Consider the following 20,853-nt stretch of genomic DNA (forward strand, 5'->3'; position numbering starts at 1 on the left):
CTGATCCGGCCCCCGGTCCCGTACGCGGCCGGCGCCCGCGGCCACCCCCGCGCACGGGGGTGCCGCGTACGAGGGTAATGGCGCCTAGACGCCCTGGCTGACCGAGCTCATGTTGAAGTCGGGGATCCGCACCGGCGGCATCGCCGCCCGCGTGAACCAGTCGCCCCACTCGCGCGGCAGCGTCCGCTCCGTGGCCCCGGCCTCGGCGGCCCGCCCCAGCAGGTCGACGGGCGACTCGTTGAAGCGGAAGTTGTTCACCGCCCCGGTCACCTCGCCGTTCTCCACCAGGTACACGCCGTCCCGGGTCAGCCCGGTCAGCAGCAGCGTCGCCGGGTCGACCTCGCGGATGTACCACAGGCAGGTCAGCAGGAGCCCCGGCCCGTCGTGCCCCAGGCCCGCGACCATGTCGTCCAGGGACTTCGTCCCGCCCGCGTCCAGCACCAGGTTGTCCACCTCGGGCGTCACGGGCAGGCCGGTCAGGTCCCCGGTGAAGCGGTCCGTCAGCAGGTGCTGCAGCGTGCCCTCACGCAGCCAGTCCGTGGGCCCGACCGGCAGCCCGTTGTCGAAGACCGACCAGTCGTTGCCGGAGGCGTGCGCGATCACGAACGGCGCCGACTCCAGACCCGGTTCCGCCGGGTCGCTGCGGAGCGTCAGCGGCAGCCCGGCGAGCTTCTCGCCGACGCGCGTGCCGCCGCCCGGCCTGCTGAACACCGTGCGGCCGTCGTGCGCGTCGCGGCCGGAGGCCGACCAGAACATGTAGACCAGCAGGTCCGCCACCGCGCTCGGCGGCAGCAGCGTCTCGTACCGCCCGGCGGGCAGCTCCACCGCTCGCTCCGCCCACGCCAGCCGCTGCGCCAGCTCCGCGTCCAGCCCGGCCGTGACCTCGGCGGTCACGTCGGTGAAGTCGCGGGTCGACAGGCCCGCCCAGGCCGACCTCGTCCGGTCCGGCGACTTGGCGTTCAGCTCCAGCGTGCCGGTCGGCTGGTCGTGGCGCAGCCGCAGCCCGGTGGAGGTGCCCAGGTAGGTGGAGGTCAGCGTGTGGTTCGCGAAGCCGTAGAGCTGCCGGCCGCCGGCCCGGGCGCGGGCGAAGGACTCGCCGAGCGCCGGTGCGAAGTCGGCGAACACGTCGGAGGAGGTCTCGGCGGGCGGCTCGGTGAAGTCGGCCGACTGCGGCACGCCCTCGACCAGCGGCCGGGCGTCCTCCGCCGGCCCGCTGTCGCGCGCGGCGGCCTCCGCGGCCCGTACCAGCGGCTCCAGGTCGTCGGCGGTGACGGCGGCGCGGGAGACGACGCCGGAGGCCGTGCCCTCCCGCCCGTCGACGGTGGCGATGACGGTGAGCGTACGGCCGCGGGTCTCGCCGTTGGTCGTCAGGGCGTTGCCCGCCCAGCGCAGGTTCGCGCTCGACTCCTCGTCGGCGATCACGACGCAGCCGTCGGCGCGCGACAGCTCCAGGGCCCGCTCGACGGTCTCGTGCGGCTCGGTCGTGCGGGTCGTGCGCGTCATCGGCCGGCCTCCTGGGTGGTGTTGAGGATGTTGACGTTCCGGAAGAGCGCGGACGGACAGCCGTGCGAGACGGACGCGGACTGGCCGGGCTGGGCCTTGCCGCAACTGAACGTGCCGCCGAGCACGTACGTCTCCGGGCCGCCGATCGCCGACATCGAGCCCCAGAAGTCGGTGGTCGTCGCCTGGTAGGCGACGTCCTTGAGCTGGCCCGCCAGCCTGCCGTTCTCGATCCGGAAGAACCGCTGGCCGGTGAACTGGAAGTTGTAGCGCTGCATGTCGATCGACCAGGAGCGGTCGCCGACCACGTAGATGCCGCGCTCGACCTCGCCGATCAGCTCCTCGGTCGTCGGCCCCTCGGGCGCCGGCTGCAGCGAGACGTTCGCCATGCGCTGCACGGGCACGTGGGCGGGGGAGTCGGCGTAGGCGCAGCCGTTGGAGCGGTCCGCGCCGGTGAGCTTCGCGATCCGGCGGTCGGTCTGGTAGCCGACGAGCACGCCCTCGCTGACCAGGTCCCAGGACTGCGCCTGCACGCCCTCGTCGTCGTAGCCAATGGTGGCGAGCCCGTGCTCGGCGGTGCGGTCGCCGGTGACGTTCATGAGGCCGGAGCCGTACTGCAGCGTGCCGAGCTTGTCGAACGTGGCGAAGGAGGTGCCGGCGTACGCGGCCTCGTAACCCAGCGCGCGGTCGAGCTCGGTGGCGTGGCCGACGGACTCGTGGATCGTCAGCCACAGGTTCGACGGGTCGACCACCAGGTCGTACGAGCCGGCCTCGACGCTCGGCGCCGCCATCTTCTCGGCCAGCCAGCCGGGAATCCGCGCCAGCTCCGCGTCCCAGTCCCAGCCGGTGCCGGTCGCGTACTCCCAGCCGCGGCCCGCGGGCGGAGCGAGGGTGCGCATCGAGTCGAAGTCCCCGGAGTCGGTGACCGTCACCGCGGTCAGCTCGGGGTGCATCCGCACCCGCTGCTGGGTCGTCGAGGTGCCGGCGGTGTCGGCGTAGAACTTGTTCTCCTGGACCGCGAGCAGCGAGGCGTCCACGTGGGAGACGCCCGGGGCGCGGAGCAGCCGCTCGCTCCACTCGGTCAGCAGCCCGGTCTTGTCGGCGTCCGGCACGTCGAAGGGGTTCACCTCGTACGCGGAGATCCACGTCTGCTCCGCGTGCACCGGCTCCGGCGCCAGCTCGACCCGCTCGTCCGCCCCGGCCGCGGCGATGACCCGCGCCGACAGCTTCGCCATCGCCACCGCCCGGGCGGCGACCCGCGCGGCTGCGTCCATGGTCAGGTCGACCCCGGCGGCGAAACCCCAGGCCCTGCCGTGCACCACGCGCACCGCGTAGCCGAGGTCCGTGGTGTCCGTCGAGCCCGACAGCCTGGCGTCCTTCAGCCGCCAGGCGGCGCTGCGCACCCGCTCCAGGCGGAAGTCCGCGTGCTCGGCGCCGAGCGCCCGGGCCCGCGCGAGCGCGGCGTCCGCGAGGGCGCCGAGCGGCAGCGCGAGAAACGCGTCGTCGAGGGAATGGGACACGTGGGAGTACCTCCGGGCTGCTCGTGTGCGGAATCGCCGCCGACCGCGTACGCCGGAATGTCGGACAGACCGGCCGTGGGCACCATAACCCCCGACGGCTGCGCGGAGGGACGTCACCGGGGGACAGTGGGCTGACTCAGCGTGTGCGGTTCTCCCGGTGTGTGGCCGGGTACGCCGGGTGAGTGAGCAGATAGTGAGGGGGTCTCCAAGCCATGGACGTCTTCGGTGTCCACCACGACCTCATCGACGAGTACCAGGCGTTCACCAGCTCTCTCGTTGCGGTGCGTGACCCGGAGATTCAGCGGCACCTCGCCGGAGAACGGGAGCGCAAGGCCCGCTGGTCCGACCCCAAACTCGCGCTGAACCCCGCCTTCCGCTGTTGAACGCCCTGGCCAACAGCCAGGTCGACGAGCTGGAGCTGTACTCCAGTGGGGCGTTCCGGAGGATCGGCGCAAGGTGACTTTCGCCAGGTACACCGGGCAGGAGGAACTCCGAGAGCAACCTTCAGGTGCTCCGCAGGCAGCCGGACATCCTCCTCACCAACTACGTGATGCTGGAGTACCTCCTGACTCGCCCCATGGAGCGGCGGGAGCTCATCGGCGACGCCCGCGGCCTGCGCTTCCTCGCCCTCGACGAGTTGCACACGTACCGCGGGCGGCAGGGCGCCGACGTCGCCCTGCTCGTGCGCAGGCTGCGAGACGCCTGCGAGGCCCGGGAACTCCAGTGCGTCGGTACGTCGGCGACCATGGCCACGGCGCGGACCTTCGCCGAAGCGCGGGAAAAGATCGCCAAAGTGGCCACCCGGCTGTTCGGTGCGACGATCTCACCGCCCCGGGTCATCGGCGAGACCCAGGAGCGCTCCACCGACCCCGGGACCGACGTGGTGCCGGGGGCCCATTCCCGTGAGCCCCTCGCCGACGCGGTGCGCCGCGCCGGCGAGGGGCTCCCCGGCTGCCGGCCGGCCATGACGTGCTGAAGTGTGATCCGCTCGCCGTCTGGGTGGGGGACACGGTGGGGCTGGCCGTGGAACCGAGTGGGCTGCTCGTCCGCCGCTCTCCGGCCACCATCCCAGAGGCCGCCGGTTCTCTGGCCGCCGAAAGCGGAGAGCCGGCCGAGGTCGGCCCTTTCCCTCCGTGACAAACGCCTGTGGCCGCTGTCTCTGGATCGCCATGTCTCTTTTCCACCCCCGCCTGTCCACGTCGTCACGATGTGCTGCCGGATTACTGCCAACCTCTGCATGTGGACACCTTCAGGAGGCGCTCGCGCTCGGCTACCTCGTGCCGCGGCCTCCGCAGAGTGGATGCGGAGCCCGCACCCAGAGGAGGCCGGGATCGCACTTCACTGCGATGCGTGACCAGGGCTAGCCTCGTCGCAGCGGTGCGGTCGTCGATGGGCCACAGGGGGCTGGGAACGTGGGGAATCGTCCTACGGATTGGCATGTGCTGGACCTGGACGAGGACCCCACGCCGGGTGATCCGGAACGGGTAAAACAACTCGCTCGTGAGCTGCACGACTTCGCCGATGACGTGGCGGATGCGCTGCGGGACATCAAGGGCATGGCGGGTGAGGACGCGCTGCTGCGCTGGGCGGGGAAGACCGCCAAAGCGTTCCAGGACGAGTTCGAAGAGGTCCCGAAGAACCTCAAGAAGCTCCAGCGCTCCTACGACCTGGCGGGCGACGCCCTCGCCGCATACTGGCCGAAACTGGAGCGGGCCCAGTCGTTGGCGGACAAGGCGCTTGCCAGGGGCCGGGAGGCACAGAGCGACCTGACCGCCGCCAACGGCCGCCTTGATTCGGCGAACTCCTGGGTCGAACGCGCCACGGCGAAAACCGAGGAGTACGACGAGAAAGAGGGCAAGGACAAGCCCGACGAGTCCGAGGTACGCGCCGCCACCCGCAACGCAACCGACGCCAAGTCCGCCCAGACCAGAGCCCAGACGGCCGTCGACAACGCCGAGTCCGGCCTGGAAGCGGCGAAGAAGATGGCCGCGGACGCGAAGAAGATGCGTGAGGACGCGGCGTCGGAGGCGAAGGACAAGCTGGAGGAGGCCTCCGACGCCGGTATTCAGAACCGTAAGTGGTGGGAGAAGGCGGTCGACTGGGTCAAAGACAACTGGGACACCATCGTCAACGTCTGCAAGGTCATCGTCGCCGTCCTCGGCATCGTCGTCCTCATCATCGGCGGACCCCTGGCCTGGGTCGTCCTGGCCGCCGCCCTCGTCGTCCTCGCCGACACCCTCGTCAAATACATGAACGGCGAAGCCTCCCTCTGGGACGTGGCCTTCGCCGCACTGGACTGCATCCCGGGGATGAAGGGCCTGACCACCCTCGGCGGACTGGCGAAGGGCCTCAAGGGCGGACTCAAGGCGATGAGGAGCCTCAAAGGCATGAAGGCGGCCGTGCTCGGCCTTGCCAAGCGTGGCCGCACCATGCTGGATGATGCCGCTCAAGGTGCGCACAACCGCCTCAAAAATGTCGTCTCCAAGCTCACCGACCCCGTCGACCTGGCCACCGGCGCGATGTATCTCCCCCAGACCGATGTCAGGCTCCCCGGCCTGCTCCCGCTGGTCTTCACTCGACGCGTTTCTTCCGCATACCGGGCTGGACGATGGTTCGGCCCCACGTGGGCCTCCACCATCGATCAGCACATAGAGGTCGATGATCGTGGTGTGGTCTTCGCGACCCATGACGGACGCGTGCTCGCGTACGCGCATCCCTCCGGTCCCGAGCCAACCATGCCGGAACAAGGTCCGTGTTGGCCCCTGGCGAAGCTCGACACCGGCGGTTACAGCATCACCGACCCCGTCACCGGTCACAGTCGGCGTTTCGCTTCTCCTGACACCGACGGCATATGCAGGATCGAGCAGATCGTCGATCAGAACGGTCACAGCATCGACTTCACCTACGATGCCGACGGGTCACCCACAGGTCTCGTCCACTCGGGCGGCTACCACCTCAAACTCACGACCGTCGACGACCGCGTCACCGCACTCCACCTCGCCGGGGCCGCCGACGACGGATCAGATATCGAGATCAAGCGCTTCGGATACGACGAGGACGGCAATCTCGCCGACGACAACAACTCCTCTGGTCTCTCCCTGCGCTATACCTACGATGAGCGCCTGCGCATCACCACCTGGACCGACCGCAACGATCGCTCCTACCGCTACACCTACGACGAGCACGACCGCTGTATCGCGGAAGGCGGCGAGGCCGGGCATCTCGCCATCACCCTGGACTACGACGCTGTCAATCCTGCCTGGCCCGGCCACCGGGTCACCGCGCTGACCACCGCCGAGGGCCATACAACCCACTTCGTCATCAATGACAACTGCCAGATCGTCGCCGAGATCGATCCGCTGGGTCACACCACACAGAGCGCATACGATGCTCAGCATCGCCCCCTGTCCAGCACCGACGCGCTGGGCCACACCACCCGCTACACCACCAACCCCCACGGACAGCCTGTCGAAGTCGTGTACCCCGACGGATCAACAGTCCGCCGCGAGTACAACGGCAGCCAGCGGCTCGCGGCTGTACACCTGCCCGACGGGACAAGCTGGCACTGGGAGTACGACGACCGCGGGAACCTGCTCAGGGAAACCGATCCCACCGCGTCGACAACCCGGATCTCGGTCGACGACGCCGGCCGGCAGACTTCGATCACCGATCCGCTCGGCAACCGCACCGCCGTCATCTGCAACACTGCCGGTCTTCCGAGGGAGATCATCGATCCCCTCGGTGGCACGAGTCGCTACGAGCGAGACTCCTTCGGCAGACTCGTTGCGTACACAGACGCGCTCGGGGCTGCCACACGGCTGGAGTGGACGGTTGAAGGACATCTGGCCGCCCGTACCGGGCCGGACGGGACCGCAGAGACGTGGACGTACGACGGGGAGGGCAACTGCACTGCCCACATCGACGCTGCAGGGCAGCAGACCACGTACGAGTACACCCACTTCGACCTGCTCGCGGCCCGGACGGATCCCGACGGTACCCGCCACTCCTTCGACTACGACACCGGCCTGCACCTGACCCGGGTAACCAATCCCCAGGGCAACACGTGGAACTACACCTACGACGAATGCGGCCGCCTGGTCGGGGAATCTGATTACGACGACCGCACCACCAGCTACGCTCTCGATGCTGTCGGCCGGCTGGCCCTTCGCACAGACTCGCTCGGCCAGACGATCGCCTACTCCAGGGATCCGCTCGGACGAATTGTCGCCAAGGACGCCGACGGGCTGGCCGTCCGCTACCACTACGATCCCGTCGGCCGTCTGCGGGCCGCGACCGGCCCGGACGCAACCCTGGCCTACGAACTCGACGAACTCGGCCGCATTCTCTCCGAAAGGGTCAACGGCCACACCACCACCTACACCCGGGACGCTGCCGGGAACCTGGTGAACCGCACCACCCCGACCGGCGCCTCGACTCAATACCACTATGACGCAGCGGGCAACCGCACCCAGGTGACCACGAACGGACATGTACTGGCCTTCGAGCACGACCCGGCCGGACGCGAAATCATCCGCCGTTCCAGCAACATCACCCTCACCACAGGTTGGAACTCCGCCGGACGCCTCGCCCACCAGTCCCTCACAGCCGGCCCGGAAGCCGCCCTGATCCAGCAGCGCAGCTACACCTACCGTCCGGATGGGCACCTCAGCGCCCTGGACGACCACCTGATCGGGCAGCGAACCTTCGGGCTCGACCCGGCCGGCCGCGTGACGGCTGTGTCAGCAGCCGACTGGACCGAGTCCTACGCGTACGACACCCTCGGCAACCAGACCCACGCCGCCTGGCCACCCCGGCATGCCGGTGGCGACGCTACCGGAGAACGCGCCTACGCAGGTACCACCCTGGTCCGCGCAGGCCGCTACCGCTATCAGCACGACTCTGCCGGGCGCCTTGTCCTGCGCCAGAAGATCAACCTATCCAGGAAGCCCGATTCCTGGCACTTCTCCTATGACGCCGAGGACCGTCTCACTGAAGCGATCACCCCGGACGGCACCGTCTGGCGTTACCGCTACGACCCCCTCGGCCGACGCTGCGCCAAGCAGCGCATCGCCGATGACGGCAGCAGCGTCGTCGAAGAGTCCGTATTCACCTACGACGGTGCCACCCTCATCGAACAGAGCACGACAGGCGGCCCGTATTCCCACACTGTCACCCAGACCTGGAACCACGACGGACTGGCTCCCATCTCCCAACACGAACGCCTTAGCGACACCGCCACCCAAGACGAGATCGACAGTCGATTCTTCGCTATCGTCACCGATCTCGTCGGCACACCGAGCGAACTCATCGATCCCAGCAACGGTGACATAGCTTGGCGAACCCTTACCACACTCTGGGGGGCCGCCGCACAGCTCAGTGCTACCGCTGACACGCCGCTTCGGTTTCCTGGCCAGTACGCGGACGCCGAAACAGGCCTCTACTACAACATCAACCGGTACTACGACCCCTCAACCGCCCGGTACACAACCCCGGACCCACTGGGTCTGAGTCCGGCCCCCAATCCCGTCACCTACGTCACCAACCCCCATACCTGGGTAGATCCACTTGGGCTGACTCCAGAAGGCGATATCGAATGGGTGGACCCGGAAGACATCAACTTCTCACAGCGAACTGTGACGGAGAACGACTACGCCGATCGCATGAGGGCAGGAGACTGGGACTGGTCACGTCCCGACGCTCCACTGGACGTCATGGATGTCGATGGCCAACTGGTCTCGTACGATAACCGCAGGCTCGATGCGGCACGTGAGGTCGGGCAACCGGTACCGGTAAGACGCGTGGATCCGAATGCACCACACCCGGCCTCGACGACCGGAAGAACATGGGGTCAACAGTTCCACCGGAGAATGAATTCGGCACGAAACCGGAACGAACTGGGCGAACCCGTCCCGAGGCAGGGGCTGAGTGAGCGGCCTCGCCGACTACCACCAGGAGGTTGCGGCAGGTGAGCGTCATCGAGGATCTGTGGAGCGAATTCAGACTACCGATCCGCAACGCGCTGTACTTCCGGGACGGGGTGTCGTACGAGGTGGTCATCGACCCCGACAGCCCGAGCGGGCTTCGGGTGCTGCAGAGTTTCGACCTCGCCGACTACGTCGCATCTGATCCGGACTGGACCTCAGAGGTGGACGGACTGACCTCGATGGAGAGGGAAGACGGGGACTTGCTCTGGGCCGGCGACGGGTCCTATGGCTCCGAAGGGTTTGTTGCCCGCCTGAGAGGTGATCGCACGTTGGTATGGGCGATCTTTCTCACAGACTCCAACCCGTTTACGGAGATCCGGACATCGGGACGTGGTGCAACATTCCTTTCGACGTCCGGTGTCAGGATCACTCTGGATGTCGACGACCCGAGAGCCTGAGGGTTCCCCGAGAGCCGGCAGGCGTGCTCTCGGATCAGATGGCGCCTCACGAGCGTCGGGGGAACTTTATGCCGACAACGGTCAAGCAATCCCCGCCGAGGGCCACCGCGGAGCCGCACCTCGCCACGGCCGCGGGAAAGTGCGCGCGATCTCGACCGGAGGTCGCCAGGCGGGACTCGTGTCCAGGGCTTCCCGCCATGCGCGGCGCCGATGGCCACCGGTCGCGCGCGGTGTACGAGTCAGCCGGTTCGCCGCCCCGACCGCAGCAGCCGCACCCGTACACCGTGAGGAAGGGAAGCTGTGCCCTCTGCGACCACTGTCGTAGCTGGCGTCTGCTACAACGCCGCCGTCATCCTGAGGTGTGACGCGCCGCAGGACGGCCTTGCGTTCGGAGACCTGGGGCTGCGCGTTCCGCAGGATCATCCGCGACTGGAGAGGTGCCGGTGGGGCAGGAACGGCTGCTCATCTGGAGGCACGTCGTTGATCTGGAGCGCCCCTGGCCAGCGCTGGCGGCCGACATCGGGGGCCTCGCCGAGAAGATCGACCAGGCCCGGTCCACGCGGGGCTGAGGAATGCCGCAGGGTAGACCCCGGGGTCCTTCTGTAGAAACCCCACAAGTGTCCGCCGCGGGCCTGTGTGGGGGGCGGAATGCCCGTGGCGCGTCCCGTACCGATAGCTTCTCGGGTGAGGAGTCCTGGAGGAAGTCCGGGAAGTACCAGGGAGAAGGGATGTTTCCTTGAGCCGCTCGGTTCTGGTCACCGGAGGCAACCGCGGTATCGGCCTCGACATCACCCGCGCGTTCGCCGAGGCGGGCGACAAGGTCGCGTTCACCTACCGCTCCGGCGAGCCGCCCGCGGCGCTGGTGGAGCTGGGCTGTCTGCCGGTGCTGTGCGACATCACCGACACCGAGCAGGTCGACCGGGCGTACAAGGAGGTGGAGGAGGCGCACGGCAACGTCGAGGTGCTGGTGGCCAACGCCGGTATCACCAAGGACCAGTTGCTGATGCGGATGTCGGAGGAGGACTTCGCCTCCGTCCTCGACACCAACCTCACCGGCACCTTCCGCGTCGTCAAGCGCGCCAACCGCGGGATGCTGCGGGCCCGCAAGGGCCGCGTCGTGCTCATCTCCTCCGTGGTGGGCCTCATGGGCTCCCCGGGCCAGGCCAACTACGCCGCTTCCAAGGCGGCGCTCGTCGGCTTCGCCCGCTCGCTCGCGCGCGAGCTGGGCTCGCGCAACATCACCTTCAACGTCGTCGCGCCCGGCTTCGTCGAGACCGACATGACGCGCGCGCTGTCGGAGGAGCGGCAGGCGGAGATCTTCGCGCAGGTGCCGCTCGGCCGGTACGCGCAGCCGGCGGACGTCGCCGCGGCCGTGCGGTTCCTCGCCTCCGACGACGCCTCGTACATCACCGGAGCCGTCATTCCCGTGGACGGCGGATTGGGCATGGGTCACTGAGCACCATGAGCGGAATCCTCGACGGCAAGCGCGTCCTCATCACCGGCGTGCTGCTGGAGTCGTCCATCGCCTTCCACGCGGCGAAGCTGGCGCAGGAGCAGGGCGCGGAGATCATCCTCACCGCGTTCCCGCGGCCCACGCTGACCGAGCGCATCGCGAAGAAGCTGCCCAAGCCGACGAAGGTCGTCGAGCTCGACGTCACCGACGACGAGCACCTGGCGCGGATCGAGGGCATCGTGCGCGAGGAGCTGGGCGGGCTCGACGGGCTCGTGCACTCGGTCGGCTTCGCCCCGCCCGACGCCCTGGGCGGCAACTTCCTGCACACGCCCTTCGAGTCCGTCGCGACGGCCATGCACGTGTCGGCGTTCTCGCTGAAGTCGCTGACGATGGCCTGTCTGCCGCTGATGCAGGGCGGCGGGTCGGTCGTCGGCATGACCTTCGACGCGCAGTTCGCCTGGCCGCAGTACGACTGGATGGGCCCGGCCAAGGCGGCGCTGGAGGCCACCAGCCGCTACCTGGCCCGCGACCTGGGCAAGGAGAACGTCCGCTGCAACCTGGTCTCGGCCGGGCCGATCGGCTCCATGGCGGCGAAGTCCATCCCCGGCTTCACGGACCTGGCGGACGTGTGGAACACGCGCTCGCCGCTGGAGTGGGACATGGCGGACCCGGAGCCGGCGGGGCGCGGGATCGTGGCGCTGCTGTCGGACTGGTTCCCGAAGACGACGGGCGAGATCGTGCACGTCGACGGCGGCGTGCACATCATGGGCGCGTAGCGGCGGGCGCGGGCGCCTTCCGTACGGCCGGTGCGGCCGGCCGGCGGCCCCCGCGCGGGGTCGCCCGTTCGGCGTAGGCCGGTGGGCCCCGGGCGGGGCCGCGGCGCACCCTGAAGGGGCAGTTCCCGTCCCCTTGTGGTGCAGCAGCGACGCTTCGCGCGAGCGTCGCCGTACGGCCGAGGAGGTTCCGTGGTGCGTGAGGGCCCGCGTCGTCACGGCCGCCGCACCCGGGGCTCGGCACGTCGGCGTACGCTCCTGGGCGCGGCCGTCACCCTCGCCGCCGGGCCGGTGGTGCTGGGCGCCGCAGGTCCCGCGGGGGCCGCGGACTCCGCCGGCGCCGACGGGCGCGGCGGGCCGACGAAGGCCGAGTGCCGCACCGCCGTCACCGGGTCGACCGTCACGGCCCGCTGCTTCAACGCCGGGCCCTACACCGACGCCGTACGCCTGCACATCGAGTGCGCCCGGTGGTGGGACCCGGACGTGGACGGGACGCCGATGCGGCTCGACCCCGCGGAGGGCGGCGAGTTGCGCGACCGCTGCTGGTTCGGCGTCGCCCGGGCATGGGTCAGCCACGAGCCGATACGGGACGTGCCGGAGGGCTGAGCGGGGCCCGTCAGCCGCCGAGGGCGGGCTCCGGCATGCAGCCGTAGGCGTGCCCGCCCGCCTCCGCCGCGGCCGTCTCCGCGTCCCCGGCGCGGATCGCGGCCACCATCCGCGCGTGGTCCAGGTGCTCCGCCGGCAGCAGCACGTCGCCCACCTTGGAGCGCAGGGTGGTGCGGACGACCTCGCCGAGGTCCGCGTAGATCGCCGTCAGCACCTCGTTGTGCGACGCCGCCGCCACCGCCAGGTGCAGCGTCGCGTCGGCGTCCACGAACGACGCCGCGTCCCCCGACTCCCACGCCTCCTCGCGCCGCCGCAGCAGCAGCTCCAACTGCGCCATCTCCGGCTCCGTGCGGCGCACCGCCGCCAGCCGCGCCGCCTGCGCCTCCAGGGCGCTGCGCAGCTCCGCGACGTGCCCCGGCCGGGCCCCGGCGAACCGGCGCTGCATGACGCCCGCCAGCTCGCTGGTGGCGGCGACGTACGTGCCGGAGCCCTGCCGGATGTCGAGCAGACCGTTGTTCGCGAGGGCCCGCACCGCCTCGCGGACGGTGTTGCGCGCGACGCCCAGTTGCTCGACCAGTTCGGGCTCGGTCGGGATGCGGCTGCCGACCGGCCACTCGCCGGCGGTGATCTGCGTGCGCAACTGGGCGATCACCTGGTCGGTGAGGCTCGACCGGCGCGGCGACGTCAGTGCCATGTCTCTCCCGTGCTCGGACGACGGAGTCGACAACCATTCATCCAATGATTCTATGATGGTCGGCATGCCACGCCGCAGCATCCTCGCCAAACCCGCCGAGACCCCGGGGGAGACGACCGGAAAAGACCAGGCCATGGGGCCGGCAGCAGCCCCGGGGCCGGCTTCCGCGGCGCGGGTGGCGCCGTGGGTGCTGCGGCTGACGATCCCCGCCCTGCTGCTGGCGGCGGTCAACCTGCGGCCCGCGATAGCCTCGCTCGGCGCGGTGCTGGAGGACGTACGCACCGACATCGGCATGAGCGGCACGGTCGCCGGGCTGCTCACCTCCATGCCGGCGCTCTGCTTCGCGGTCTTCGGCAGCCTCGCGCCCCGCCTCGCCCGCCGCTTCGGCACCGTGGCCGTCGTCGCCGGCGGGCTCACCGCGATCGGCGGCGGCCTGGCGCTGCGCCCGCTGTTCGGCAACACCCCCGCGTTCCTCGCCGCCAGCGCGCTGGCGCTCGGCGGCATCGCGGTGGGCAACGTTCTGATCCCCGTCATCGTCAAACACTGGTTCCCGCACCGGGTCGGCTCGATGACCGGGCTCTACTCGATGGGCCTGGCCCTCGGCACGGCCTCGGCCGCCGGGCTCACCGTGCCGGTGAGCGAGACGCTGGGCGGCAGTTGGCGCCTGGGGCTCGGCCTCTGGGCGGCCGTCGCGGCGGTGGCCGTGGTGCCGTGGGCGGTGCTGTCGCGCGGATCGCGCCCCGCCGCGTCCCCCAAGGACGCCGCCACCGAAACGGGCACCGGCACCGAGGCGGCGGGGCCCCCGGCGGAGCCGGCACGGCCGGTCCGTATCACCTCAAGCCCCACCGCGTGGGCGCTCGCCGTCTTCTTCGGCCTCCAGGCCACGGCCGCCTACGTCACCCTCGGCTGGCTGCCGCAGATCTACCGCGACGCCGGCCTGTCCGCGTCCACCGCCGGGCTGCTGCTCGCCCTGTCCATGGGCATGGGCGTCCCGCTGGCCTTCGTGCTGCCGCGGATCGCGGCCCGGCTCGACCACCAGGGGCCGCTGGTCGTCGTGCTCGGCGCCTGCGGCCTCGGCGGCTACGCGGGGCTGTGGCTGGCGCCCGCGGGCGGCGCCTGGGTATGGGCCCTGCTGCTGGCCGTGTCCAACTGCGCGTTCCCCCTGGTCCTCACCCTCCTCGGGGTGCGGGCCCGCAGCCACGCCGGCCTCGTCCGGCTCTCCGCCTTCGCGCAGAGCACGGGCTATCTGATCTCCGTCCCGGGCCCGCTGGCCGTCGGCGCGCTGTACGGGGCCACGGACGGCTGGGACGTCCCGCTGGCGGTGCTCGCGGGCTTCATGGTCGCCCAGGTGGCGGCGGGCATCGTCGCCGGCCGCGACCGCGTGGTCGAGGACGAGGTCTGACGGCGGGATCGCCGGGCCGCCCCGGCCGCCGGAACCGGCGCGCCGGCGCCTGGGCCGCGGGTCTCGGGCCTCAGGGCGAGGCGATCGTGGCGATGACGCCGATGACCACGAGGATGGCGAGGATCGTGCCGAGCACGTAGAGCAGCTTGCGCTGCCCGTTCTGGGGGTTCGGGTCGAGCACGGGCATGCGGACAGTCTCGCATCCCCGCCCCCCGCCCGTCCGCGAGGGCGCCGGCGTGCGGCCCGGGGGTGGGGCTAGCACCACCCTCCCCTAGGGGGCCAGGGTCAGGGGGAACTGGGTGGGTCACCGGATGGGACGGGCGGCCCCGGGTCCGTAGGTTCGAAGCAGCACGAAGGACTCGGGACGTCAGGCAACCCACGGAGGCGAAGATGTCAGCCGATGCCCCCACCCAGCCCGTACCACCGGCGGCGCAGCGCTGGCTGCCGTGGTGGTCTCTCGCCCTGCCCGTCATGGCGTTCACCGCCCTCCTGGCCCTCCGGCTGTTCTGAACCGCCCGCGCAGGGGCGTGGCGGCCCGTCACTCCTGGCGGGAGACCCGGCGAACTGCCCGGACCCCGCGGCCGGTTTCGTGCGAAGCTGAGCTTATGAGCGCAGGAACGCCCCGCAGCATCGTCCTTCTCCGACACGCCAAGGCCGACTGGGCCCAGGACTCCGATCACGAGCGCCCGCTCGCCGAGCGCGGCCGGGCCGACGCTCCCGCCGCCGGCGAGTTCCTCGCGGCCCACGACATCGACCCGGACCTGACTCTCTGCTCCAGCGCCAAACGGACCCGCGAGACCTGGAAGCTCGTCGTGGGCAAGCTCTCCCGGCGCCCGCGGACGGTGTACGAGGAGCGGCTGTACGAGGCGTCGCTCGGCGAGCTGATCCAGGTGCTGAACGAGGTCCCCGACGACGTCTCCACGCTCCTGGTCGTCGGCCACAACCCCGGCATGCACGGCCTCGCCGACGCCCTGGCGGGCTCCGCCGAGGGGGACACGCTGAACAGGCTGAGCCGCGGCTTCCCGACGTCGGGCGTGGCCGTGGTGGAGTTCGCCGGCTCGTGGAAGTCCGTGGAGCACGGCGTGGGCCGGCTCACCGAGTTCTGGGCGCCGCACCAGCAGTGAGCCCGTGAGGCCGCACGCGAAGGCGGCCGGAGGATGTCCGCGTTCCCGGGCATCATCGAGGCATGGGTGACACCTCCGCCCGGCTGCTCACGCTGCTGTCCGTGCTGCAGAGCGGGCGCGAGCACAGCGGCCCGGAGCTGGCCGGACGCCTCGGCGTCAGCGTGCGCACCGTACGCCGCGACGTCGACCGGCTGCGCGCGCTGGGCTACCCCGTGGACGCCACCGTCGGCGCCGTCGGCGGCTACCGGCTCGCCGCCGGCACCGCGATGCCGCCGCTGCTCCTCGACGACGACGAGGCCGTCGCCGTCGCCGCCGGGCTGCGGGCCGTGGCCGCCGGGGGCGCCGGGGGGATGGAGGAGACGTCCGTACGGGCCCTCGCCAAGCTGGAGCAGGTCCTGCCGGCACGGCTGCGCCGCCGCGTCTCCGCGCTCCAGCGGGCCACGGTGCCGCTGACCGTGAGCCCGGCGGGCGCGGTGGCGGCGGCCGGGGCGCCGGTGGCCGCGGAGGTACTCGCGGCGCTGGCCGCGGCGAGCACCAGGGGGGAGGGGCTGCGGTTCGGGTACCGGCGCGGGCGCGGGGCGGGGGAGGACGAGCGCGGGGCCGGGGCGGAACAGCCGGGGCGTACGGCCCGGCACGTCGAGCCGTACCGCCTCGTCAGCACCGGTCAGCGGTGGTATCTCGTCGCGTACGACTGCGACCGCGCCGACTGGCGCAGCTTCCGCGCCGACCGGATCGACGACCCGCGGCCCACCGGCGTCCGCCACCCCCCGCGCGAGCTGCCCGCCGCCGACGCCGCCGCCTTCGTCGCCGAGTCCATCGCCGGCCACCGGGGCCGGTACCGCGCCGTCGTCACCCTGCACGTACCCCTCGACGAGGCCGTACGCCGCCTGCCGCGCGGCGCGGGACTGCTGGAGCCGGCCGGGGCCGACCGCTGCACGCTGGTCACGGGCGGCGACGCGCTCGACTGGCTGGCCGTGCGGATCGCGCTGCTCGGCGTGGACTTCGAGGTGCGCGAGCCGCCGGAGCTGGCGGACTTCCTGCGCGACCTCGGCGACCGCGTCAGCCGGTCGTGTCCGCCGCCTCCACCTCGTCGCGCGTGATGCCCAGCAGGTAGAGCACCGCGTCGAGGAACGGCACGTTCACCGCCGCGTGCGCGGCCTCCCGGACCAGCGGCTTGGCGTTGAACGCCACTCCCAGGCCCGCCGCGTTGAGCATGTCGAGGTCGTTCGCGCCGTCCCCGATCGCCACCGTCTGCGCCAGCGGCACGCCCGCCTCCGCGGCGAAGGCGCTCAGCAGCCGGGCCTTGCCCGCCCGGTCGACGACGGGCCCGGTGATCCGGCCGGTGAGCGTGCCGTCGACGATCTCCAGGGTGTTCGCGGCGGCGAAGTCCAGCGCGAGCCGGTCCTTGAGGTCGTCGGTGATCTGCGTGAAGCCGCCGGAGACGACGCCCACCTGGTAGCCGAGGCGCTTGAGCGTACGGATCAGGGTGCGGGCGCCGGGCGTCAGGCGTACGTCCTCGCGCACCTTGTCCACCACCGACTCCTCCAGCCCGGCCAGCAGCGCCACCCGTGCGTGCAGCGACTGCTCGAAGTCCAGCTCGCCGCGCATCGCCGCGGCGGTCACCTCCGCGACCTCGGCTTCGCAGCCGGCGTGCGCGGCGAACAGCTCGATGACCTCGTCCTGGATGAGGGTGGAGTCGACGTCCATCACGACGAGCCGCTGCGCCCGGCGCTGCAGCCCGGACGCCACGACGGCGACGTCCACGCCGAGGCGGGCGGCGGCTATGGCCAGCGCGGTGCGCAGCTCCTCGGTGGCGGCGCCGGAGACCTCGAACTCCACGGCGGTGACCGGGTACTTCGCGAGCCGGAAGATGCGGTCGATGTTGGCGCCCGTGCCGGTGATCGCGGCGGCGATGCCGGCGGTCGACTCGGCGGTCAGCGGCTGCCCGAGCACGGTGACGTGGGAGCGGCCGGGGGCGCGCGGCTCGTTGTCGCCCGTGCCGGAGATTATCTCCGCCTCCAGGCCCATGGAGTCGGCCCAGGAGTGGATCGTCGCGCGCAGCTCGCCCTCGGTGGCGCCGACGGGCGGGGTGACCAGGGCGCACAGGGTGATGCGGCCGCGGGTGACGATCTGCTCGATGTCGATGACCTCGACCCGGTAGGCGGCGAGGGTGTCGAAGAGGCCGGCGGTGAGGCCGGCGCGGTCGCGGCCGAAGATCTTGACGAGAAGCGTGCGGGCGACGGTGGTCATGATGGCACCACGGTATCGCGGCGGGGCCCGCCGGCGGCCGGGCGGGTCGGGGCCGCGGCGGGCGGCGGCGGGGCCGCTGGGCTGGGAGATTGCGGTGGGGAGTACGTGCGGTTGCCGGGGGCCGAACGGGCGGGGGAGGGCGCCGGGGCTCCCCGCCCGGCTCCCGGCGCGCCCGCGCGGAGGGAGCCGTATGCGATCAAGTGCCGTCAACGGGCGCGAAGCACCCGGGAGCGGGCGGCAAGCGGACGTCCAAGTTCCGTCTCGTCCCGTGACCCGCGTTTTCGTGAAGCGACTGTTACTGAAATAGTTCCTCAGGATGTTCGCCATCCCTAGACTCCTTACGGGCCTGTGGAAGTCAGGTGCCGTGCAAGGGGCACCTCGGGGGACAACTTTGTGGGGCATGGAGTGCCTGAACTCGTACTTGAACTGAACGGACAGACGTGGACTCTCGACCCGGCACGCGCCTATCGCGTCGGGCGGGATCCGCAGGGGGACGTGGTGCTGGAGGACGCCAGGGTTTCCTGGCGGCACGCCAGCCTCCGGTGGGGCGGCCGTAGCTGGCTGCTCGAGGACGTCGGCAGCACCAACGGCTCGTACGTGGAGGGCCAGCGGGTCCACCAGATCGAGGTCGGCCCCGGCTCGGTCGTGTATCTCGGCAACGCCACCGACGGACCGCAGTTGCGGCTCTCCGCGCCGGCCGGCGCCGCCGCCGCCGCTCCGGACGTGTACAGCGCGCAGACCGCGATGGCCCAGCCGCCGCCCGGCGCCCAGCAGGTCGCGCCGCCGCAGCACGCGCCCGGCGCCGGCGCCTGGGGCGGCCCCCCGCAGGGGCCTCCGCCCCAGGGCCCCCCGTTCCAGGGGCCGCCGGCCGGCCTGCCGCCCCAGCAGCAGCCGTACGTGCCGCAGCAGCACTCCGCGCCGCAGCGCCCGCCCGCCGCCGCCGGCGCGGGCCACGGTGGCGGCGGTCCGTCGGCCTACGGCGACCGCAGCCCCACGACGTTCCACCAGCTCTCGCTGGGCCGCGTCACGCGCATAGGCCGTGCGCTGGAGAACGAGCTGGTCGTCTCCGACCTCCAGGTCTCGCGCCACCACGCGGAGTTCCGGTCCACGCCCGACGGCCGCTCCGAGATCGTCGACCTCGGCAGCCACAACGGCACGTACGTCAACGGTGAGCAACTGCCGCAGCGCGGCCGGCGGCCCATCGGCCCGGACGACATCATCGGCATCGGTCACTCCACCTTCCGGCTGGTCGGGGACCGGCTCGAGGAGTTCGTCGACACCGGTGAGGTCAGCTTCTCGGCCCGCCACCTGACCGTGAAGGTCGACGGCGGCAAGGTCATCCTGGACAACGTCTCCTTCGGCGTGCCCGAGAAGAGCCTGGTCGCCGTCATCGGCCCGTCGGGATCCGGCAAGTCCACGCTCCTGAAGGCGCTGACGGGCTACCGCCCCGCGGACGTCGGCGAAGTCCTCTACGACAACCGGAACCTCTACAAGCAGTTCGCGGAGCTGCGCCACCGCATCGGGCTGGTGCCGCAGGACGACATCCTGCACACCCAGCTCACCGTCACCCGCGCCCTGCGCTACGCCGCCAAGCTCCGGTTCCCCGGCGACACCGCGGAGGCCGAGCGCGCCGCCCGCGTCGACGAGGTGCTGCGCGAGCTGAAGCTCGACATCCACAAGGAGAAGCGGATCAGCTCGCTCTCCGGCGGCCAGCGCAAGCGCGTCTCGGTGGCCCTGGAGCTGCTCACCAAGCCGTCGCTGATCTTCCTGGACGAGCCCACCTCGGGCCTCGACCCGGGCATGGACCGCGACGTCATGCAGTTGCTGCGCGGGCTGGCCGACGACGGCCGTACGGTCCTGGTCGTCACCCACTCCGTCGCCGAGCTCGCGCTCTGCGACCGGCTGCTGGTCATGGCCCCCGGCGGTGGCGTGGCGTACTTCGGCCCGCCCGAGGAGGCGCTGAACTTCTTCGGCTACGAGACCTGGGCCGACATCTTCTCCGCCTTCGAGAACTACCGCGACTACGACTGGAAGGCCCGCTGGCAGGGCTCCCAGCACTACCAGATGTACGCAGCCGACATCGACGCCGTGGCCCCGCAGCCCGTCGCGATGCAGCCGCCGCAGATGCTCCGCCCGTCCAAGCCGCAGGGCTGGATGCCGCAGCTCTGGACGCTGATGAGACGGTACGTCTCCGTGCTGGCCTCCGACCGCTTCTTCATCGCGCTGACCATCATCCTGCCGGTGGTGCTCGGCGTCGTCAGCATGGTCATCCCGGCCGAGTTCGGGCTCGGCTACGGCCCGCAGAAGATCCACCTGATCAACAGGGACGCGGGCACGATCATGCTGATCCTCGCGATCGGCGCCTGCTTCTCCGGCGCCGCGAACTCGGTGCGTGAGCTGATCAAGGAACGGGTGATCTACGAGCGAGAGCGGGCGGTCGGCCTCTCCCGCTCCGCGTACGTGATGTCCAAGGTCCTCGTCCTCGGCGTGATCACCATCTTCCAGGGCGGCGTCATCAGCGCCATCGGCGTCCTCAGCCGCAACAAGCTGCCGGAGGAGGGCGTGATCCTCACCGACCTGCCGGCGGCGGAGCTGGCGATCAGCGTCACCGCGCTGGGCCTGACGTCGATGATGGTGGGCCTGATCATCTCGTCGCTGGTGAAGACCTCCGAGATGACCATGCCGCTGCTGGTGATGTTCGCCATCGTGCAGGTGGTCTTCACCGGCGTGCTGTTCCAGTTGCACGGCACCCCGGGCGTGGAGCAGCTCGCCTGGCTGATGCCGTCGCGCTGGGCGGTGGCCGCGATGGGCTCGACGGCCGACCTGAACGTGCTGCTGCCGTGGGACAGCGGCGAGACGGACACGCTGTGGGAGCACACGGCGGGCACGTACATGCTGAACATCGGCGTGCTCCTCGTCATGGGCGTGCTCTGCGGCTTCCTCGTCGCCCGGCTGCTGCGCAAGCACGAGCCCGAGGTCATGCGCTGACCCGCACCCCGACCGCCGGACGGGCGGCACCCCGGCCCGGGGTGCCGCCCGTCTGCCGTGTGCGCCGCCCGGGGTCCGGTCCGCACAGCGGCCTAGGACCGAGGGCTGACGCGGGCCCCGTCCGCGGCTGGATCACGGGGATCGGCCCGGCGGGTAGCGTG

Annotated in this window: 16 protein-coding genes and 1 pseudogene; 12 read left to right on the plus strand and 5 right to left on the minus strand. The window is 71.1% G+C overall.

Translation table 11 applies throughout. The features are described 5' to 3' along the window. Positions 1–84 precede the first annotated feature (84 nt). Positions 85–1,503, minus strand: a complete 1,419-nt coding sequence (locus O7599_RS32130; RefSeq protein ID WP_281619118.1) for a TldD/PmbA family protein — start codon at positions 1,501–1,503, stop codon at positions 85–87. Further along, positions 1,500–3,020, minus strand: a complete 1,521-nt coding sequence (locus tag O7599_RS32135) for a TldD/PmbA family protein (protein WP_281619119.1) — start codon at positions 3,018–3,020, stop codon at positions 1,500–1,502. The genes O7599_RS32130 and O7599_RS32135 overlap by 4 nt, the downstream gene beginning before the upstream one ends. Before the next feature lie 212 nt (positions 3,021–3,232). On the opposite strand from O7599_RS32135, the gene O7599_RS32140 reads away from it, so the two are divergent. From O7599_RS32140 to O7599_RS32175, 8 genes and pseudogenes are all read left to right on the plus strand, one after another. Continuing rightward, positions 3,233–3,403, plus strand: a complete 171-nt coding sequence (locus O7599_RS32140; RefSeq protein WP_281619120.1) for a hypothetical protein — start codon at positions 3,233–3,235, stop codon at positions 3,401–3,403. 116 nt (positions 3,404–3,519) lie between these two features. After that, a pseudogene (locus tag O7599_RS32145) lies at positions 3,520–3,996 on the plus strand (DEAD/DEAH box helicase); the annotation flags it as partial. 463 nt (positions 3,997–4,459) lie between these two features. Beyond that, entirely contained in the window at positions 4,460–8,989 is a 4,530-nt protein-coding gene (locus O7599_RS32150) for an RHS repeat-associated core domain-containing protein (RefSeq protein WP_281619121.1), read from the plus strand. After that, positions 8,986–9,402 carry a hypothetical protein gene (locus O7599_RS32155; protein WP_281619122.1) on the plus strand — a complete coding sequence of 139 codons (417 nt, stop codon included), beginning with the start codon at positions 8,986–8,988 and terminating at the stop codon, positions 9,400–9,402. The genes O7599_RS32150 and O7599_RS32155 overlap by 4 nt, the downstream gene beginning before the upstream one ends. 443 nt (positions 9,403–9,845) lie before the next feature. Beyond that, a complete protein-coding gene (locus O7599_RS32160; protein WP_281619123.1) occupies positions 9,846–9,971 on the plus strand; it encodes a hypothetical protein in 126 nt (41 codons plus the stop codon). 167 nt (positions 9,972–10,138) lie between these two features. Then, positions 10,139–10,858 carry a 3-oxoacyl-[acyl-carrier-protein] reductase gene (fabG, locus tag O7599_RS32165; RefSeq protein ID WP_281619124.1) on the plus strand — a complete coding sequence of 240 codons (720 nt, stop codon included), beginning with the start codon at positions 10,139–10,141 and terminating at the stop codon, positions 10,856–10,858. Positions 10,859–10,863: 5 nt separating this feature from the next. Continuing rightward, a complete protein-coding gene (fabI, locus tag O7599_RS32170; protein ID WP_281619125.1) occupies positions 10,864–11,631 on the plus strand; it encodes an enoyl-ACP reductase FabI in 768 nt (255 codons plus the stop codon). A gap of 189 nt (positions 11,632–11,820) precedes the next feature. Beyond that, positions 11,821–12,234: a hypothetical protein gene (locus O7599_RS32175; RefSeq protein WP_281619126.1), complete on the plus strand. Its 414-nt coding sequence runs from the start codon at positions 11,821–11,823 to the stop codon at positions 12,232–12,234. 10 nt (positions 12,235–12,244) lie between these two features. Here O7599_RS32175 and O7599_RS32180 read toward each other — a convergent pair whose 3' ends face one another. Continuing rightward, on the minus strand, positions 12,245–12,928 hold the full coding sequence (locus O7599_RS32180) for an FCD domain-containing protein (RefSeq protein ID WP_281619127.1): 684 nt from the start codon (positions 12,926–12,928) through the stop codon (positions 12,245–12,247). Between the two features lie 52 nt (positions 12,929–12,980). Here O7599_RS32180 and O7599_RS32185 point away from each other — a divergent pair, with 52 nt between their 5' ends. Further along, on the plus strand, positions 12,981–14,330 hold the full coding sequence (locus O7599_RS32185) for an MFS transporter (RefSeq protein ID WP_281619128.1): 1,350 nt from the start codon (positions 12,981–12,983) through the stop codon (positions 14,328–14,330). 70 nt (positions 14,331–14,400) lie between these two features. Here the strand turns inward: O7599_RS32185 and O7599_RS32190 are convergent, their stop codons facing one another. Beyond that, positions 14,401–14,517, minus strand: a complete 117-nt coding sequence (locus O7599_RS32190) for an SGM_5486 family transporter-associated protein (protein ID WP_281619129.1) — start codon at positions 14,515–14,517, stop codon at positions 14,401–14,403. A 418-nt stretch (positions 14,518–14,935) separates the two neighbouring features. On the opposite strand from O7599_RS32190, the gene O7599_RS32195 reads away from it, so the two are divergent. Then, positions 14,936–15,454, plus strand: a complete 519-nt coding sequence (locus tag O7599_RS32195; RefSeq protein ID WP_281619130.1) for a histidine phosphatase family protein — start codon at positions 14,936–14,938, stop codon at positions 15,452–15,454. Between the two features lie 62 nt (positions 15,455–15,516). Further along, positions 15,517–16,554 carry a WYL domain-containing protein gene (locus O7599_RS32200; protein WP_281619131.1) on the plus strand — a complete coding sequence of 346 codons (1,038 nt, stop codon included), beginning with the start codon at positions 15,517–15,519 and terminating at the stop codon, positions 16,552–16,554. Here O7599_RS32200 and serB read toward each other — a convergent pair. After that, on the minus strand, positions 16,514–17,704 hold the full coding sequence (gene serB / locus O7599_RS32205) for a phosphoserine phosphatase SerB (protein ID WP_281619132.1): 1,191 nt from the start codon (positions 17,702–17,704) through the stop codon (positions 16,514–16,516). The two genes, O7599_RS32200 and serB, sit on opposite strands and share 41 nt — an antisense overlap. Positions 17,705–18,109: 405 nt before the next feature. Here serB and O7599_RS32210 point away from each other — a divergent pair, with 405 nt between their 5' ends. Continuing rightward, positions 18,110–20,692 carry an FHA domain-containing protein gene (locus tag O7599_RS32210; RefSeq protein WP_281619133.1) on the plus strand — a complete coding sequence of 861 codons (2,583 nt, stop codon included), beginning with the start codon at positions 18,110–18,112 and terminating at the stop codon, positions 20,690–20,692. Positions 20,693–20,853: the final 161 nt, after the last annotated feature.

The sequence above is a fragment of the Streptomyces sp. WMMC500 genome, assembly GCF_027497195.1.
GTDB lineage: Bacteria > Actinomycetota > Actinomycetes > Streptomycetales > Streptomycetaceae > Streptomyces.

Excerpts from the sequence above, each read along its gene's own strand:
- fabI (WP_281619125.1), top strand. The coding sequence starts at position 10,864 with ATGAGCGGAATCCTCGACGGCAAGCGCGTCCTCATCACCGGCGTGCTG.
- serB (WP_281619132.1), bottom strand. The coding sequence starts at position 17,704 with ATGACCACCGTCGCCCGCACGCTTCTCGTCAAGATCTTCGGCCGCGAC.
- O7599_RS32140 (WP_281619120.1), top strand. The coding sequence starts at position 3,233 with ATGGACGTCTTCGGTGTCCACCACGACCTCATCGACGAGTACCAGGCG.
- O7599_RS32195 (WP_281619130.1), top strand. The coding sequence starts at position 14,936 with ATGAGCGCAGGAACGCCCCGCAGCATCGTCCTTCTCCGACACGCCAAG.
- O7599_RS32200 (WP_281619131.1), top strand. The coding sequence starts at position 15,517 with ATGGGTGACACCTCCGCCCGGCTGCTCACGCTGCTGTCCGTGCTGCAG.
- O7599_RS32185 (WP_281619128.1), top strand. The coding sequence starts at position 12,981 with ATGATGGTCGGCATGCCACGCCGCAGCATCCTCGCCAAACCCGCCGAG.
- O7599_RS32130 (WP_281619118.1), bottom strand. The coding sequence starts at position 1,503 with ATGACGCGCACGACCCGCACGACCGAGCCGCACGAGACCGTCGAGCGG.
- O7599_RS32180 (WP_281619127.1), bottom strand. The coding sequence starts at position 12,928 with ATGGCACTGACGTCGCCGCGCCGGTCGAGCCTCACCGACCAGGTGATC.
- O7599_RS32190 (WP_281619129.1), bottom strand. The coding sequence starts at position 14,517 with ATGCCCGTGCTCGACCCGAACCCCCAGAACGGGCAGCGCAAGCTGCTC.